Genomic DNA, 13,064 nt, shown 5'->3' with positions numbered 1-13,064 from the left:
TCTCCTGTCGATAGACAAGGGAAGGGCGCCTGCGCGGCCGGTCGCCGCACATTGCATCCTTTCCCGATTTTCTGGTTCCGGTGCCGGGCCTCAGGCCACCAGCACTTCGGATCGTTCCGGGTCCCACGTCACGCCGATCGCCTGTCCGGGCGACAGCTTTGCGAGATGGGACTGGTTCTGCCGCTCGGCGACGATATCCTGCCCGCCGACCGAAAGATGGTAACGGACAAGGGCGCCCTGATAGGTTTCCGAAACGACGGTTGCCGCAAGGCCGGTGCCGGCCTCGCCGATGATGATGTTCTCCGGCCTGACCACCAGCTTGACGGCCTTGCCTTCGGCAAAATTGCCGGATGGAAGCCGGGTCAGCGCCGTGCTGTCGCCGAAGCGGACCGCGAGCCTTTCGCCTTCGCGGCCTCTCACCGTGGCATCGATGACGTTGGACTGGCCGATGAAGGTGGTGACGAAAAGCGTCTTCGGCCTTTCGTAGATTTCCTGCGGCGTGCCCACCTGCTCGACTTTGGCCTTCTGCATCACGCCGATGCGGTCGGACATGGTGAGCGCCTCATCCTGATCGTGGGTCACATAAACGGTGGTGATGCCGAGCTTCTTCTGCAGGTCCTTGATCCAGTATTTCATCTCCTCCCTCAGCGATTTGTCGAGCGCCGAAAGCGGCTCATCCAGAAGCAGGATGCGCGGTTCGGTGACCAGCACGCGGGCAAGGGCCACACGCTGCTGCTCGCCGCCGGAGAGCTGGCGCTGATAGCGGTTTTCATATCCCATCAGCCCGACCTGGCGTAACGCGAAGGCGACGGAGCTGTCGATTTCCCCCCTGGATTTCTTCCGCAGCTTCAGGCCGAAGGCGATGTTTTCCGCCACGCTCATATGCGGAAAAATCGCATAATTCTGGAAGACGATGCCGATGTCGCGCTTTTCGGGCGGCAGATAGGTGACGTCATCCGATCCAATCAGGATCTGCCCCGATGTCGGGCGGATGAAGCCGGCGATCATGCGCAATGTCGTGGACTTGCCACAGCCGGAAGGTCCCAGCAGCGAGAAGAACTCGCCCTGCTCTATGTGCAGATCGATGCCCGCGACCGCGACATTGTCGCCATATGATTTGACGAGGCTTTTCAGTTGAATATCCGACATCGGCTTCCGTTGTCCTTTCCCTCTGGGGCGTGGCCGGCGGGGCCGGCCACGACGTTCTGCGGGTGCGAGGGTCAGCCCGCGAAGATTTCGTTCACGGTCTCGACGATATCGTCTTCGTTTTCGAGATAGGCCTTCCAGTCCGGCAGCCAGAAATCCTTGGTGGCGTCGGCGCTGTTGACGATGCCGGCCTTGACGAGATTGTCCGGCAGGACGGCATTGGAGACGGTGGGGCGCAGGTAGAATTCCTTGCCCATATTGGTCATGAAGGACGGCTCCAGCGCCCGGTTGAGAAGCGCATAGGCAAGCTTCTTCTGGGTCGGCTCGGAATAGCGGCTGACCGTGTAGGTCTGGGTGAGGATCGGTTGCAGTTCCTTCCAGTACATGACGGCGAAGGGAGCGCCCTTGTCGCGGGCCTGCATGGGTTCGGCGTCGCTCTGCACGGCGATGACCACTTCACCGCGATCCATCAGCGTCTGCATGTTGCCGGTGAAATCCGAAATCTTGGCGGGCATCAATTCCTTCATCGCCTTGTAACCGGCGTCGAGATCGTACTGATCCTTGCCGAAGAGCGAGCAGGCGACGAGGAAGAAGTCCATCTGCAGGGTGTTGGAGGTGATGTAGGTGCCGCGCTTGCCGGCGAATTCCGGCTTCCACATGTCCTTGAAGCTGGTCGGCGGCGGGGTAACGAGGTCTGTGCGATAGGCATGCACATACTGGTTGAAGGCCCAGGTGACGCCGACGCCGTTCGCGGTGGCGAAGGGCCAGAGATTTTTGCCGTTCGGCACATTGGGAAGGATTTCGTCGATCGTGTGGAAGAAATCGCCCGCCGCCGCCGTCTTGAACATTTCCGGCAGGTTCCAGTTGGTAATGTCAAGCGGTGGTTTCTTCGGCCCATTGGCGACGAATTTCGGAAACCACGGCCAGGTGGAATCATATTCGATCTTGCAGTTGAAATCTTTCGCGAAGTCGGTCAGCAGATATTTGTGCACCAGTTCGCCCCACGGGCCGCCCCATTCCCCGATCCGCAACACCGCCCCGCCGGCATCGAAAACGGAACCGTCATAGGTCACATCCTGCGAGAAGGCGTGGTTGATGTTAAAGAGCGGCAGGGTTGCCGCTGCAGCACCCATCTTGAGGAGCCTGCGGCGGCCGGGATCGAATGTCATTCCTGTCATGTCCATGTTCCCCTTGTTTTTGAATCTATGGATACGGGTATTTCATTGAATGTCCGGCGGGGCCCTAGCCGCCGAAAATGCGCTTCAGATTGATGAGCCTGGAGGTTGCCACCATCGAGACGACGACGAGGAGGATGGCGAAGATGCCTGCTGCCGCCGCGGTGGGTTCGAAGGCGTAGCGCAGCGCCACATACATCGCCATCGGCAGCGTCTGCAGGTTTGGCGTCGAGAGAAACAGCGTCACTTCGAACTGGCCGAAGGAAATGATGAAGGCGAAGATGGTGCCCGCTGAGATGGCCGGCGAAATGATCTTCAGCGTCACGAGGCGGAAAGCGGTGAAGGGAGACGCTCCGAGCGAGCGCGCCGCCTCTTCCAGGCTGCGGTCGAAGCCGACGAGTGCGGCGGTGACCGTGGCGATGACGAAGGGGCAGGTGACGATGACATGGCCGACAATCAGGCCCGCCATGCTCCGCGCCAGCCCGATGCCGGTGGTGACGTAGAACACATAGAGCGCAAGACCAAGCACCACCCCCGGCAGGACGATGGGCATCATGAAGAAGGCGCGTAAAGGTGCAACAAGACGGCTGGGGGAGCGGGTCAAGAAAAGGGCCGCCATGGTGCCGAGCACTGTCGAGATCGCTGTCGAGATGCCGGCGACGAGGAAGGAAACGCCATAGGCCGAAAGGAAGGTTGGCGAAGTCAGGAAGGCGTAGACCCAGCGCAACGAAAAACCCTGCGGCGGAAAGGTCAGATAGTCGCCGGCATTCAGCCCAGACAGGATGACGATGATGACGGGGACCAGCAAAACCGTCAGCGTCAGGGCCGACAGAAGCCTGAAAACAAGCGGAATGGATGATTCCTCACGCATCAACTGCGCCCTCCCGTGGTGCGCATGGCAGCGCGGTGATAGACGGCGATCGCCATCAGGCTGGTGACGAAGAGCACCACGGCGATTGCCGCGCCGAATTGCCAGCGGCCGGTTTCCGCCACCTGCTGGTAGATGTGGATCGGCATGACCATGACCTTCCAGCCGCCCATCAGCGCCGGCACGACATAGGATGAGATGGCGAGTGCGAAGACCAGCAGCGTGCCCGCCAGAATTCCCGGCATGGAAAGCGGCAGCACGATGGAGAAGAAGGCTCGCATGCGGGAGGCGCCAAGCGATCTGGCCGCTTCTTCCAGCGCCGGATGGATGGATTTGATGATGCCGATCAGGGAGAGGATCATGAAAGGCAGCGTGATCTGCACCAGCCCGACCACGACGCCGAAGATGTTGTACATCAGCGGCAGCGGCTGCGAAACGATGCCCATGCGGATGAGCGCGCCGTTAATGAGACCGTTATCGCCCAGAAGTACCATCAGCCCATAGAGCCGGATGACCATGTCGAGCTGCATGGACGATAATACGAGGATCATCAGCAGGGTGTTACGGCCGGGATTGACCGTTTTGGCGATGACATAGGCAAGCGGATATCCGAGCACCAGACAGACCAGCGCCACCACGGCGGCAATGCCGACGGAACGCAAGATGGCCTCGTAATAGATGGCGCGGGTGAAGATGCGCACGAAATTGTCGAAGGTGATCGCGCTCGACAATGTGATGACGCCGGCCACCGATTTGTTGAAGGCGAGGGCGAAAAGCGAGGCGGTGGGCACGACGAAAAAGGCGATGAAAAAAATCAGCGCGGGCAGCAGGAGCAGCCAGAAGCCGAAACCGTCATTGAAGCGTTTTCGCGCCGGCGAAACCTGAGCGAGGGGCAGGCCGTCCATCTGCTTGTCCGTTGTCGTCATTGCGGATACCGCCATGTTGCGTGCTCTCCCGTCATTCGGCCGCTTGCGGCAACATGGCCCTGTGCAGTGCGTCGTAACCGATCAGTTCCTTTTCCGGCGGTGCCGGATAGGTCGTCTTGCTCTGGGAAAGGCCGGCGCGGACGAGGGCGGCGGCAATGGAAACGGCTGTCGGGATGGGGTCGACGACGGGAACGTCGATGCCTTCGGCGAGTAACCCTTCACGCAGGCCGGCGGCGCATCCCATCAGGCCGGTGCAGCCGAAGATCAGGGCTTCCGCACCATCTTCCTCCACCGCTTTCCTGCCTTCCTCGACGAGGCGGCGGGCGGTGGCGGCAAGGTCCGCTTCAAGATCCAGCACGGGAATATCGACGCTGCGCACGGAGGCCAGCTTGCTGGAAAGGCCACTAAGGGCGGCGGTGTTTTCAAAAGACGGGATCAGGCGGCGCATGACGGTAATGACGGAGAATTTGTGTCCCAGCATGGAGGCAACATGCATGCCGGTTTGGCATGGCCCGAGAACGACCATGCCGGAAATCTCCCGGGCCGGGCGCAGGCCGGGATCGCCCATGCAATCGATAATGACGGCATCGACGCCTTCCCGTTCGGCGCGGGCTATTTCAAGCAGGGTGCCGGGAACGGACATCGCCGCCTCGAACTCGCTTTCAATCGAGCCCGGCCCGGTGGCTATTTCGGCGTGGGAAAGGCTGATGCCGGGATATTCCAGCGCCTTGAGATCCGCCAGCTTGCGAAAGCCGCGCGTTACGATGGGGGATACGACACGAACATGGACGTCACGCATTCTCGATATCTCCTTCAGCACCGCAATGACTTGCATATGCGGGCAAAACCAGGCCTGAAGTTGCGTATCCGACGCCTGCCGAGCCTCCGGTGACTGCGCCGCTTGTTCCGATGCCTTACGGTGCATCGGCTTGCCGCCGGACGAAAGAGCTTAGGCGAATAGGGGCTTCACTCTTTTGGGTGGGTAGTATGGCTTGTTTGAAAGCGCAGTACCTATCCGTTTAGATAGGTACCGCTGCATAAAACAGATGCGCCTGCGATATTTGATTAAACATTGGGCGATCAAAGTCGTAAAATGAGGCGTTTCTGGCGTTTTGCGAACGGTTTAACCGCAAGCGGGCCTTACGGGAGGCGCAGCGCCCGTACCCAGTCGTGACCCGGGTGCAGGCGCTCGAGGCAATCCCGCAGCCAAAGGCGTTCCGAAAGAGGTAGCTTTGGCCGGGCTCTTGCGAAATCGTCCTCGTCCTTGGGGCGCCTGTGCTTTGCCTTGAACAGAAGCACGGCGGAGGGATTGAGATAAGGGATGCCGTCTGCGGTCAGCGACACTATTTCGATCCGCGGCCGCGTTATTTCCGGATTTCTCTTGTAAACCCAGGTGTCATTCGTCCCCGGTTCGATCATCATATCGGCGCGCCAGCACCCGGCAGGGCGATCGAAGCACCATATTTGAAAAATCTCGGGAGCCGGGTGCTGGTCCGCCGGCAGCGGTTCGATAGTGCCATCGTTGACGGTATAGAACTCCATGTCACCCAGTTTCCGGCGAAAGATACCCAGATCTTCGCGCAGGACGGTGAATTCGAGATCGTCATGTTCGCGCACCTTGCTCCCCTGCCACAGATCGAGAGCCCAGCCGCCGACAACGCACCATGGCCGCGATACGCCGTCCAGTCGCTGGGACAGTTCGGCAGGGCTCCAGGGGCTCCACGCATTCTGGTCCGGCGCAAGCGGGTGATTACTCATAATATTCGGTCGCTTCCATGCAATTTTCGTATTGCCGTTTATTTGCCGATGGCCTCAAGGCCAACGCTTCAGCAGCCCCGCCAGAAGCGTCAGCGCCTCCGTGAGATCGTCGAATGACGGGCCGCCGAGACAGAGCCGAATACCGCTCGCCGGATCGTCGGGATTCACCAGCATGGATTCCGGAGGGGTCAACTTGATGCGCATCGCCGCAGCGGCGAATGCGAAGCGATAGGCGGCGTCGCGTTCCATCGGCAGCCAGACGTTGTATGCATCGGGATGCGAGCCAAGCCGGTTCGTGCCGAGCAGCGAAACCGCCAGGCTGGAGCGTCGTCGGGCCTCGTGGCGTAGATCCCGCTGGATTGACGAGATGATGCCGGAGGTCAGCCAATCTTCAACCACCGCGCAGGAGAGGGCGGATGGGGCCATCGGCATGTCCTGCAGAAGGTCTTCGGCGGTGTCGTACAGCCCGGCCGGCAATGCAAGCACGCCGATCTGCAGGCCGGGACCAAGCGACTTGGAGAGCCCGTTCACATGAAACGAGATTTCAGGAGCCAATGAGGCGAGCGGCGGCAAGGCCTCGGCCGATGCCGCATAAACGCCGTCCTCGATGATCCATACGCCCGCCCGGCGGCAAATATCCGCAATGACCTGCCGCCGCGCCGCGCCCATGGTGACGGTTGTCGGATTATGCAGCGTCGGCGTCAGATAGACTGCGGTGCCGTCACGCGACGTCGTGCCGGCGAGCGCTGCGGCAAGCGCTTCCGGCACCATGCCTTCGGCATCGATTTCGATACCCTGCATCCGGTATCCTTTACGCCGGGCCAGTGCGATCGCGCCGGGATAGGTGATCCGTTCGGTCAGGAGCAGGCCCTTCGGGCCGCAGGCGAGATCGAAAGCCAGGGCCAGCGCCTGGCGGGCGCCGCTCGTCAGCACCAGATGTGACGGATCGACGGTCAGACCCAGCGTTTCGAGCCAATGGGCGAGAAGGCGGCGGTGTTCCAGATGTCCGGCGGGCGGGGCGTAAAGATTGATGTGATCCGCATCGATCCTGCGGGCGATCCCCGTTAGCGTCTTCGCCAGAATGCGGGCGTTGAGCGTGGCCGGTGGCGCATTGGAGGAGAGGTCGAACTGCCGATCCTTGTGCGCCTCCTGAAGCGCCACGAATGTTCCCCGCCCCTTGACGCTGCGTGTCAGCCCGCGCTGTTCGAGAACTGAATAGGCTTTTGTCACCGTGCCAAGGCCCACCCCCAGTTTCCATGCCAGATCGCGATGGGCGGGCAGACGGTCGCCGCCCGTCAGCCGCCCCTCGATGATGTCATCGGCAAGCGCAAGCACCAGCCGTTCTGCGGCATTCGCCTCAATATCTGCAAGACGGGGAGTCCAGGGGGATTGCAGCAGCACGGTCGTACCTTCGATAAAAGTGTCACGTTACACTATTTCAATAAACATCAAGTGTAACATAGGCTATGACGACGCTGATTGAAATCCACACTTTACGGCGGGCGATCGGCCATGATGCCGGCGCCTGGAGGATCGAATGTTCAGCCATGTAACCGTCGGAACACGCGATCTTGAGCGGGCGGAACGCTTCTACGATGCGGTGCTTGTCCCGCTCGGCCTGACGCGGCGGGTCGTTACCCCGGATGGCGGGCCTGCGGCGCTTTGCTGGGTGGCAGCACACTCCCCGTTGCCCCGCTTTTATGTCTATCGTCCTTTCAACGGCGAGCCGCCCACGGTTGGCAACGGCGGCATGGTCGCCTTTCTGGCGCCGTCGAAAGAGGCGGTGGAGATGGCCTATGCCGGCGGCCTTTCGCATGGCGGCATGGATGAAGGAGGTCCGGGGCCGCGCCCGCATTACGGAGACGGATATTTCGGCGCCTATCTGCGTGACCCTGACGGTAACAAGGTCCACATCGTTTATCGCGGAGACCTCCAGCAATAGTGCTGGGGAAAGTATCCTGCTTCTGGAGAAATCGGAATGATCGCCAGCCAGATCGCCCTCGTCTACGGCACCTATATCGTCGCCACCGCCAGCCCGGGGCCAAGCAACATGGCGATCATGGGCACGGCGATGCGTGATGGCCGTATGCCCGCCCTTGCTTTGGCGGCCGGTGTCATCACCGGTTCGCTCTTCTGGGCGATCCTTGCGGCGACGGGCATGTCCGCCGTGCTGGCCGCCTATGCCCAGGCGCTTTTCATCATCAAGATATTTGGCGGCGTCTACCTGCTTTATCTGGCCTTTCGAGCGGGCAGGTCGGCCCTCAAGCCGGTCTCCGACCTTGTGGGGATGAATACCGGGCGTGCGACGCCGCCCTATCGGGCGCTCTACCGGCAGGGTCTCCTCATGCATATCGGAAATCCGAAAGCCATCATGGCCTGGATAGCGATCATGTCGCTGGGGTTTCGCGAGGACGCGCCTGCGGGCATGTTGCCGGCGATCATTGGCGGCTGCGCCCTTCTCGGCGTCATTGTATTCGGCAGCTATGCGCTTCTCTTTTCCACCGCTTCGATGATTTCGCTCTACACCAGATTGCGGCGCTGGATCGAATCCGTGCTTTCTGCGGTATTTGCCGTTGCGGGACTGAAATTGCTTCTCTCGCAGAATTGAGAGCCCCACCATCGGCGTTGCCGATCAATCCCAACTGAAAAGAGCCATGCCATGAGTTTTGTTATCCATATGATCGACGTGTTCGGCTCCGGGCCGCTTTCCGGCAATCCGTTGGCGGTCGTCATCGGCGCCGATGCTTTGTCGGCGGATGAAATGCAGCGATTGACGCGGTGGTTCAACCTTTCCGAAACCACCTTTCTGCTGCAACCCACCCATCCGCAGGCTGATTACCGGGTCAGGATATTCTCGCTGGACAGGGAATTGCCCTTTGCCGGGCATCCCACACTTGGCAGCTGCCATGCCTGGCTCTCCGCCAACGGCATGCCAAAAAATCAAACCGCTATTGTTCAGGAATGCGGTGCGGGACTGGTCACGATCCGGCGCTTGCATGGGCGACTTTGTTTTGCCGCTCCGCCGCTTATCCGTTCCGGCGCACCGACGCCGGCCGAACTGGAAGAAGCGCGGCAGCTATTGAGGATCGAGGCTTGCGATATCATCGGCGCCGCCTGGATCGATAATGGTCCCGGCTGGCTGGGAATCAGGCTGGCATCGGCCGAAAAGGTGCTTGGCCTCGACCCGGCCCGCAATTGGCCCGGCCGTATCGATATCGGTGTGGTTGGCCCTCATGCGCCAGGCGGCGAGATCGCCTTTGAGGTTCGCGCCTTCTTCAGCGATCATCTGGGCGTCATCGTCGAAGACCCCGTCACCGGAAGCCTCAACGCCTCGCTGGCGCAATGGCTCTTCGCGACGGGCGTGGTTGGCGAAGACTATGTCGCGGCGCAGGGAACGCGCCTTGGCCGCCACGGCCGGATCTACCTGACCCGCGACGATGCCGGCCGGATATGGGTTGGCGGCGAAACGTGCACGCATGTCGAAGGCCGGTTGCAAGGCCTTTGAAAAGACAGATGAAAACGAGGTGAATTTGATGAGTAGCAGTGTTTACCGCCCCATTTCCGAACGCGTATTGGCGGATGATTGGGGACGGCTGACCAAGTATGAGTATGAACTTCAACTGAGGGACGGAAGCTGGCAACGGCAGACCCGGGAGGCCTATGATCGCGGCAACGGGGCGACATGCCTGTTGTACAATCCGGCAAGCGACAATGTGCTGCTGACCCGCCAGTTCCGGTTGCCTGTGCTTTTGAATGGCGGTCTGGAATCGCTGATCGAGACACCGGCGGGGCTGCTGGAAGGCGCTGACCCGGCGACGCGAATGCGCGCGGAACTGATCGAGGAAACCGGTTATGAGGTTTCCGAACTTACGCATCTGTTCGATATCTATATGAGCCCCGGATCGGTCACGGAATATCTCGCCTTTTTCTACGGTGAATATGCCGAGAAACATAAGGTCGGGGCAGGTGGCGGTTCCGAGGACGAGGGTGAAGACATCGACGTGCTGGAAATCGCCTTGCCCGAGGCGATGCGGATGATCGGCCGCGGCGATATTCGCGATGCCAAGACGATCATTCTGATCCAGCATCTCGCCATCCGGCTCTTGCAGGAAAAGATCACGGCACGCTGATCGTGATCCAAATGCCTCCGGTCCGGGGCGTCGGCTCCGGATCAACCCGATCATCGTTTTTGAAGTTCAAAAATACGAAGGAGTTTCAGCATGGGTATTGCGCCGCTCAGCCCCGTTCATGCTTCCACCGCCTCGGCAACGGATACCCTGAAAATGCTGGTACGTTACAAGGCCTGGGCGAACGGGTTGACGTTCAGAAGCGTGATGGAGCTGCCGGAAGGTGAAGCCCTTCGGCAGAGGCCAACGCGGTTCGGAAACATGGTGCATACGCTGAACCACGTTTATGTGGTGGACGATATTTTCAGGCATCATTTACAAGGAAAGAAACACGGCTACACCGCCCGCAACACCGACCATCCGCCCGCAATTGGCGAATTATGGCAAGCCGTTCAGGAAATGGACCGCTGGTATGTCGATATGGTCGACACCTGGTCGGACGTAGACCTCGCGACAGCCGTTCATTTCGAATTTGTCGGAGGAGGGGAAGGCGTCATGACCCGCGAGCAGATCGTGCTGCATATCGTCAATCATGGCACCTATCACCGCGGCTTTGTCGGCGACATGATGTATCAGGTGCCTTTTACGCCGCCGTCAAACGATCTTCCCGTCTTTATCAGGGATCATTATCGCGGCGCTTACTGAGCGCTTGCCGTCGGTTCGATCACCGGGCGAAAAGATTGGCGGCCATATAGTCTACAAATGCTCTGACTTTTGGAGAGAGATATCGATTGGTCGGCCAGAGGACGCGGAAGGTCCCTGTGTCGGCCATATAATCGTCCAGCAGCGATACCAGTTTCCCCTGAGCGATTTCGGATGTCACCGCGAATGAGGGCAGGCATGTTATCCCGAATGATCGTTCCGCAAGATAGATCAGGGGTTCCAGCGTGCTCGCAACGGTGGCGACCGGCAGATCGATCCTGATTTCGCGTCCTTCGCGAACCAGCGGCCACGGCTCAAGCTTTCCGGAATTGGCGAAGCGATGGTGGAGACAGCGGTGCCGGACAAGATCTTCCGGAACCTCCGGGCGTCCATGCGCCTTGAGGTAGTCGGATGCCGCCACGACGCTGTGTCTGAAAGTGCCGAGCTTGCGGCTCATCAGCCGTGTGTCCCTGATCTCGCCCGTTCGGATGACGGCGTCGAATCCCTCTTCGATGACGTCAACCAGACGATCGGTAAAATCGAGGTCGAGGCTGATTTCGGGATATACCTCCATGAAGGCGGATATCGTCGGCATCAGAAGCATGCCCGCAAGCGGAAGGCTCACCCGAAGTTGCCCGCGCGGAACGGCCTGCGATCTCGACAGTTGCGCCTGCACTGTCTCATATTCGGACTGGATGCGTCGGCATGTATCGAGGAAGAAACTTCCATCCTCCGTCAGGGCCATGCTGCGCGTCGAGCGATTGAACAGTCTTACGCCCAGTTCCTCCTCCAGACGCGCAATGGCTTTTCCGACGGCGGATCCTGAGATGCCGAGGCGATGCCCGGCGGCCACGAAGCTTCCCGCTTCCGCCACCTGAATGAATATGCCGAGTGTTCCGAGCTTGTCCATGACGCTGCGATTAAGGAATTTTTGTCCGGTATGTTAAGAATAGCAGCTCGTTTATCCGCTATTTTGCTTCCGATATCCAGATGTCGTCGCGGCCGAAATGGCCCGAGCTTCAAATGGAGATAACTCATGGAAACGAAACCTATCGCAGCTTTTGCGGGTTCCCCCGCTCCCACGACCTTCGTTGTCAACGTCATTCATGCCCATCCGGGAAAGCAGGACGAAGCCTTCGCCATTATTCAGGATGTCGTTCACTATGTTGCCGAACGAAAGGAAGGGTTCCTCTGGAGCAGCCTTGCGAAAAGCACCGACGGAGAGACGGTCGTCAACGTCGAGGCCATTCAGGGAACCGGCAATGTCGACGAGTTCTTTTCCGATCCGCAATTCGTCGAAAAATTCCGGAAACTGGACACCGTCTCCAGAAGCGAGTTTCACACATACACCGTCGGCGACCTGGTTCTCCCGAGGCCCATTGCTGAGTGACGGATAGAGCGCGCTCGTTTTTGAAAACGCGCCGGTCAGGTGGCGGCCGGGGGGCTTCCCCCGGCATTGGAACGGAACACCGTCGCCGGGCCATGGTCAAAGCACTCGATTAGCATTTCGGTCAGCACCCGGATTTTTCTTGCCGGATGCTGGCCGGGCGGTCTGACGACAAATATTCCCGCCGGCGGCGGCGGATAGCGTTTCATGACGCGGACCAGCTCGCCCGAGTCCAGATGATCCTTGATGAGATCGTCGGGCAACACGGCGATCCCCAAACCGGCAACTGCTGCGACGGCGAGGGCGGCTCCGTTGTCGGCCTTGAAACGTCCCTGTGGGCGAATGTTTGTCACCCTGTCTCCATCCATCACTTGCCAAGTTTCCGTTCCCTGCATGAGAGCCTGATGGGTGAGGAGTTCTTCCGGTGTCTCCGGAGAACCATGGACCCTGATATAGTCCGGGCTGGCGACGAAACTTCCGTAGAGGGGGCCGACACGTCTGGCGACAAGGTTGGAATCCTGAAGGTGGCCGACCCGGATCGCACAATCATACCCTTCTGCGATCAGATCCACGAAACGATCCGTGTAACAGGTCTGGATCTGGAGTTGGGGATAGCGGCGCGCCATTTGCGCAATCACCATTGCAAAATGCGTCGGGCCGAAAGAAAGCGGCGCAGCAATCCGCAGACGCCCGCGGAGCTCGCCAGCCGGAAGAATTGTCTCCCTCGCCACATCGATTTCGGCTGAAATCCTTGCCGCATAGTCCCTGAAGGTTGCGCCCGCCTCCGTCAGGGAAGCGCCGCGTGTGGATCGGGCCAGAAGCTGGACGCCAAGCTCGGCTTCAAGCCGCAAGAGCCGTCGGCTGACCATCGACTTGGAGATGCCGAGCCGCAGTGCGGCCGAAGTGACGCCTCCCGCATCTGCAACTTCGACGAATGTCCGAAGATCTTCGATATCCACTCAGCGTTCCTCATTCTGCGACACAGCTCGGCGCTGACAAGGACTACCGCATCATAAACAGGAATGACAAGTTTCG

The 13,064-nt window shown here is 59.9% G+C and carries 15 protein-coding genes; 6 read left to right on the top strand and 9 right to left on the bottom strand.

What is annotated here, in order from left to right; genetic code table 11:
* Positions 1–90: 90 nt before the first annotated feature.
* The 7 genes from EM858_RS12860 to EM858_RS12830 form a co-directional block, all read right to left on the bottom strand.
* Positions 91–1,149: an ABC transporter ATP-binding protein gene (locus EM858_RS12860; RefSeq protein ID WP_080820273.1), complete on the bottom strand. Its 1,059-nt coding sequence runs from the start codon at positions 1,147–1,149 to the stop codon at positions 91–93.
* Between the two features lie 71 nt (positions 1,150–1,220).
* Positions 1,221–2,324 (bottom strand): ABC transporter substrate-binding protein, encoded by a 1,104-nt coding sequence (locus EM858_RS12855; protein ID WP_244557355.1) that lies wholly within the window; start codon positions 2,322–2,324, stop codon positions 1,221–1,223.
* 64 nt (positions 2,325–2,388) lie between these two features.
* Entirely contained in the window at positions 2,389–3,192 is an 804-nt protein-coding gene (locus EM858_RS12850; RefSeq protein WP_080820277.1) for an ABC transporter permease, read from the bottom strand.
* Positions 3,192–4,130 carry an ABC transporter permease gene (locus EM858_RS12845; protein ID WP_080820279.1) on the bottom strand — a complete coding sequence of 313 codons (939 nt, stop codon included), beginning with the start codon at positions 4,128–4,130 and terminating at the stop codon, positions 3,192–3,194. The genes EM858_RS12850 and EM858_RS12845 overlap by 1 nt, the downstream gene beginning before the upstream one ends.
* Before the next feature lie 16 nt (positions 4,131–4,146).
* Positions 4,147–4,914, bottom strand: a complete 768-nt coding sequence (locus tag EM858_RS12840; protein ID WP_080820281.1) for an aspartate/glutamate racemase family protein — start codon at positions 4,912–4,914, stop codon at positions 4,147–4,149.
* Between the two features lie 341 nt (positions 4,915–5,255).
* Positions 5,256–5,873 (bottom strand): amino acid transporter, encoded by a 618-nt coding sequence (locus EM858_RS12835; RefSeq protein WP_080820283.1) that lies wholly within the window; start codon positions 5,871–5,873, stop codon positions 5,256–5,258.
* 54 nt (positions 5,874–5,927) lie between these two features.
* A complete protein-coding gene (locus tag EM858_RS12830) occupies positions 5,928–7,274 on the bottom strand; it encodes a PLP-dependent aminotransferase family protein (RefSeq protein WP_127756886.1) in 1,347 nt (448 codons plus the stop codon).
* A gap of 136 nt (positions 7,275–7,410) precedes the next feature.
* Here EM858_RS12830 and EM858_RS12825 point away from each other — a divergent pair, with 136 nt between their 5' ends.
* The 5 genes from EM858_RS12825 (at position 7,411) to EM858_RS12805 (ending at position 10,645) form a co-directional block, all read left to right on the top strand.
* A complete protein-coding gene (locus tag EM858_RS12825) occupies positions 7,411–7,815 on the top strand; it encodes a VOC family protein (protein ID WP_080820286.1) in 405 nt (134 codons plus the stop codon).
* A gap of 36 nt (positions 7,816–7,851) precedes the next feature.
* Positions 7,852–8,481, top strand: a complete 630-nt coding sequence (locus tag EM858_RS12820) for a LysE family translocator (RefSeq protein WP_080820288.1) — start codon at positions 7,852–7,854, stop codon at positions 8,479–8,481.
* A 51-nt stretch (positions 8,482–8,532) separates the two neighbouring features.
* A complete protein-coding gene (locus EM858_RS12815; protein WP_080820290.1) occupies positions 8,533–9,378 on the top strand; it encodes a PhzF family phenazine biosynthesis protein in 846 nt (281 codons plus the stop codon).
* 28 nt (positions 9,379–9,406) lie between these two features.
* Positions 9,407–10,003: an NUDIX domain-containing protein gene (locus EM858_RS12810; protein ID WP_127756885.1), complete on the top strand. Its 597-nt coding sequence runs from the start codon at positions 9,407–9,409 to the stop codon at positions 10,001–10,003.
* A 90-nt stretch (positions 10,004–10,093) separates the two neighbouring features.
* On the top strand, positions 10,094–10,645 hold the full coding sequence (locus tag EM858_RS12805) for a DinB family protein (protein ID WP_127756884.1): 552 nt from the start codon (positions 10,094–10,096) through the stop codon (positions 10,643–10,645).
* Between the two features lie 19 nt (positions 10,646–10,664).
* On the opposite strand, the gene EM858_RS12800 is transcribed toward EM858_RS12805, so the two are convergent.
* Positions 10,665–11,552, bottom strand: a complete 888-nt coding sequence (locus tag EM858_RS12800) for a LysR family transcriptional regulator (protein WP_080820294.1) — start codon at positions 11,550–11,552, stop codon at positions 10,665–10,667.
* Between the two features lie 126 nt (positions 11,553–11,678).
* On the opposite strand from EM858_RS12800, the gene EM858_RS12795 reads away from it, so the two are divergent.
* Positions 11,679–12,032, top strand: a complete 354-nt coding sequence (locus tag EM858_RS12795) for an antibiotic biosynthesis monooxygenase (protein ID WP_080820300.1) — start codon at positions 11,679–11,681, stop codon at positions 12,030–12,032.
* Between the two features lie 35 nt (positions 12,033–12,067).
* Here the strand turns inward: EM858_RS12795 and EM858_RS12790 are convergent, their stop codons facing one another.
* On the bottom strand, positions 12,068–12,988 hold the full coding sequence (locus EM858_RS12790) for a LysR family transcriptional regulator (protein ID WP_080820304.1): 921 nt from the start codon (positions 12,986–12,988) through the stop codon (positions 12,068–12,070).
* Between the last annotated feature and the right edge of the window lie 76 nt (positions 12,989–13,064).

Source organism: Agrobacterium sp. CNPSo 2736, assembly GCF_004005385.1.
GTDB lineage: Bacteria > Pseudomonadota > Alphaproteobacteria > Rhizobiales > Rhizobiaceae > Agrobacterium > Agrobacterium leguminum.
This window is presented reverse-complemented; position numbering and strand designations above follow the sequence as displayed.

What these genes read in the sequence shown, in the direction of transcription:
- EM858_RS12860 (WP_080820273.1), bottom strand. Translation starts at nt 1,149, where the DNA reads ATGTCGGATATTCAACTGAAAAGCCTCGTCAAATCATATGGCGACAAT.
- EM858_RS12855 (WP_244557355.1), bottom strand. Translation starts at nt 2,324, where the DNA reads ATGACAGGAATGACATTCGATCCCGGCCGCCGCAGGCTCCTCAAGATG.
- EM858_RS12850 (WP_080820277.1), bottom strand. Translation starts at nt 3,192, where the DNA reads ATGCGTGAGGAATCATCCATTCCGCTTGTTTTCAGGCTTCTGTCGGCC.
- EM858_RS12845 (WP_080820279.1), bottom strand. Translation starts at nt 4,130, where the DNA reads ATGGCGGTATCCGCAATGACGACAACGGACAAGCAGATGGACGGCCTG.
- EM858_RS12840 (WP_080820281.1), bottom strand. Translation starts at nt 4,914, where the DNA reads ATGCGTGACGTCCATGTTCGTGTCGTATCCCCCATCGTAACGCGCGGC.
- EM858_RS12835 (WP_080820283.1), bottom strand. Translation starts at nt 5,873, where the DNA reads ATGAGTAATCACCCGCTTGCGCCGGACCAGAATGCGTGGAGCCCCTGG.
- EM858_RS12825 (WP_080820286.1), top strand. Translation starts at nt 7,411, where the DNA reads ATGTTCAGCCATGTAACCGTCGGAACACGCGATCTTGAGCGGGCGGAA.
- EM858_RS12820 (WP_080820288.1), top strand. Translation starts at nt 7,852, where the DNA reads ATGATCGCCAGCCAGATCGCCCTCGTCTACGGCACCTATATCGTCGCC.
- EM858_RS12815 (WP_080820290.1), top strand. Translation starts at nt 8,533, where the DNA reads ATGAGTTTTGTTATCCATATGATCGACGTGTTCGGCTCCGGGCCGCTT.
- EM858_RS12810 (WP_127756885.1), top strand. Translation starts at nt 9,407, where the DNA reads ATGAGTAGCAGTGTTTACCGCCCCATTTCCGAACGCGTATTGGCGGAT.
- EM858_RS12805 (WP_127756884.1), top strand. Translation starts at nt 10,094, where the DNA reads ATGGGTATTGCGCCGCTCAGCCCCGTTCATGCTTCCACCGCCTCGGCA.
- EM858_RS12800 (WP_080820294.1), bottom strand. Translation starts at nt 11,552, where the DNA reads ATGGACAAGCTCGGAACACTCGGCATATTCATTCAGGTGGCGGAAGCG.
- EM858_RS12795 (WP_080820300.1), top strand. Translation starts at nt 11,679, where the DNA reads ATGGAAACGAAACCTATCGCAGCTTTTGCGGGTTCCCCCGCTCCCACG.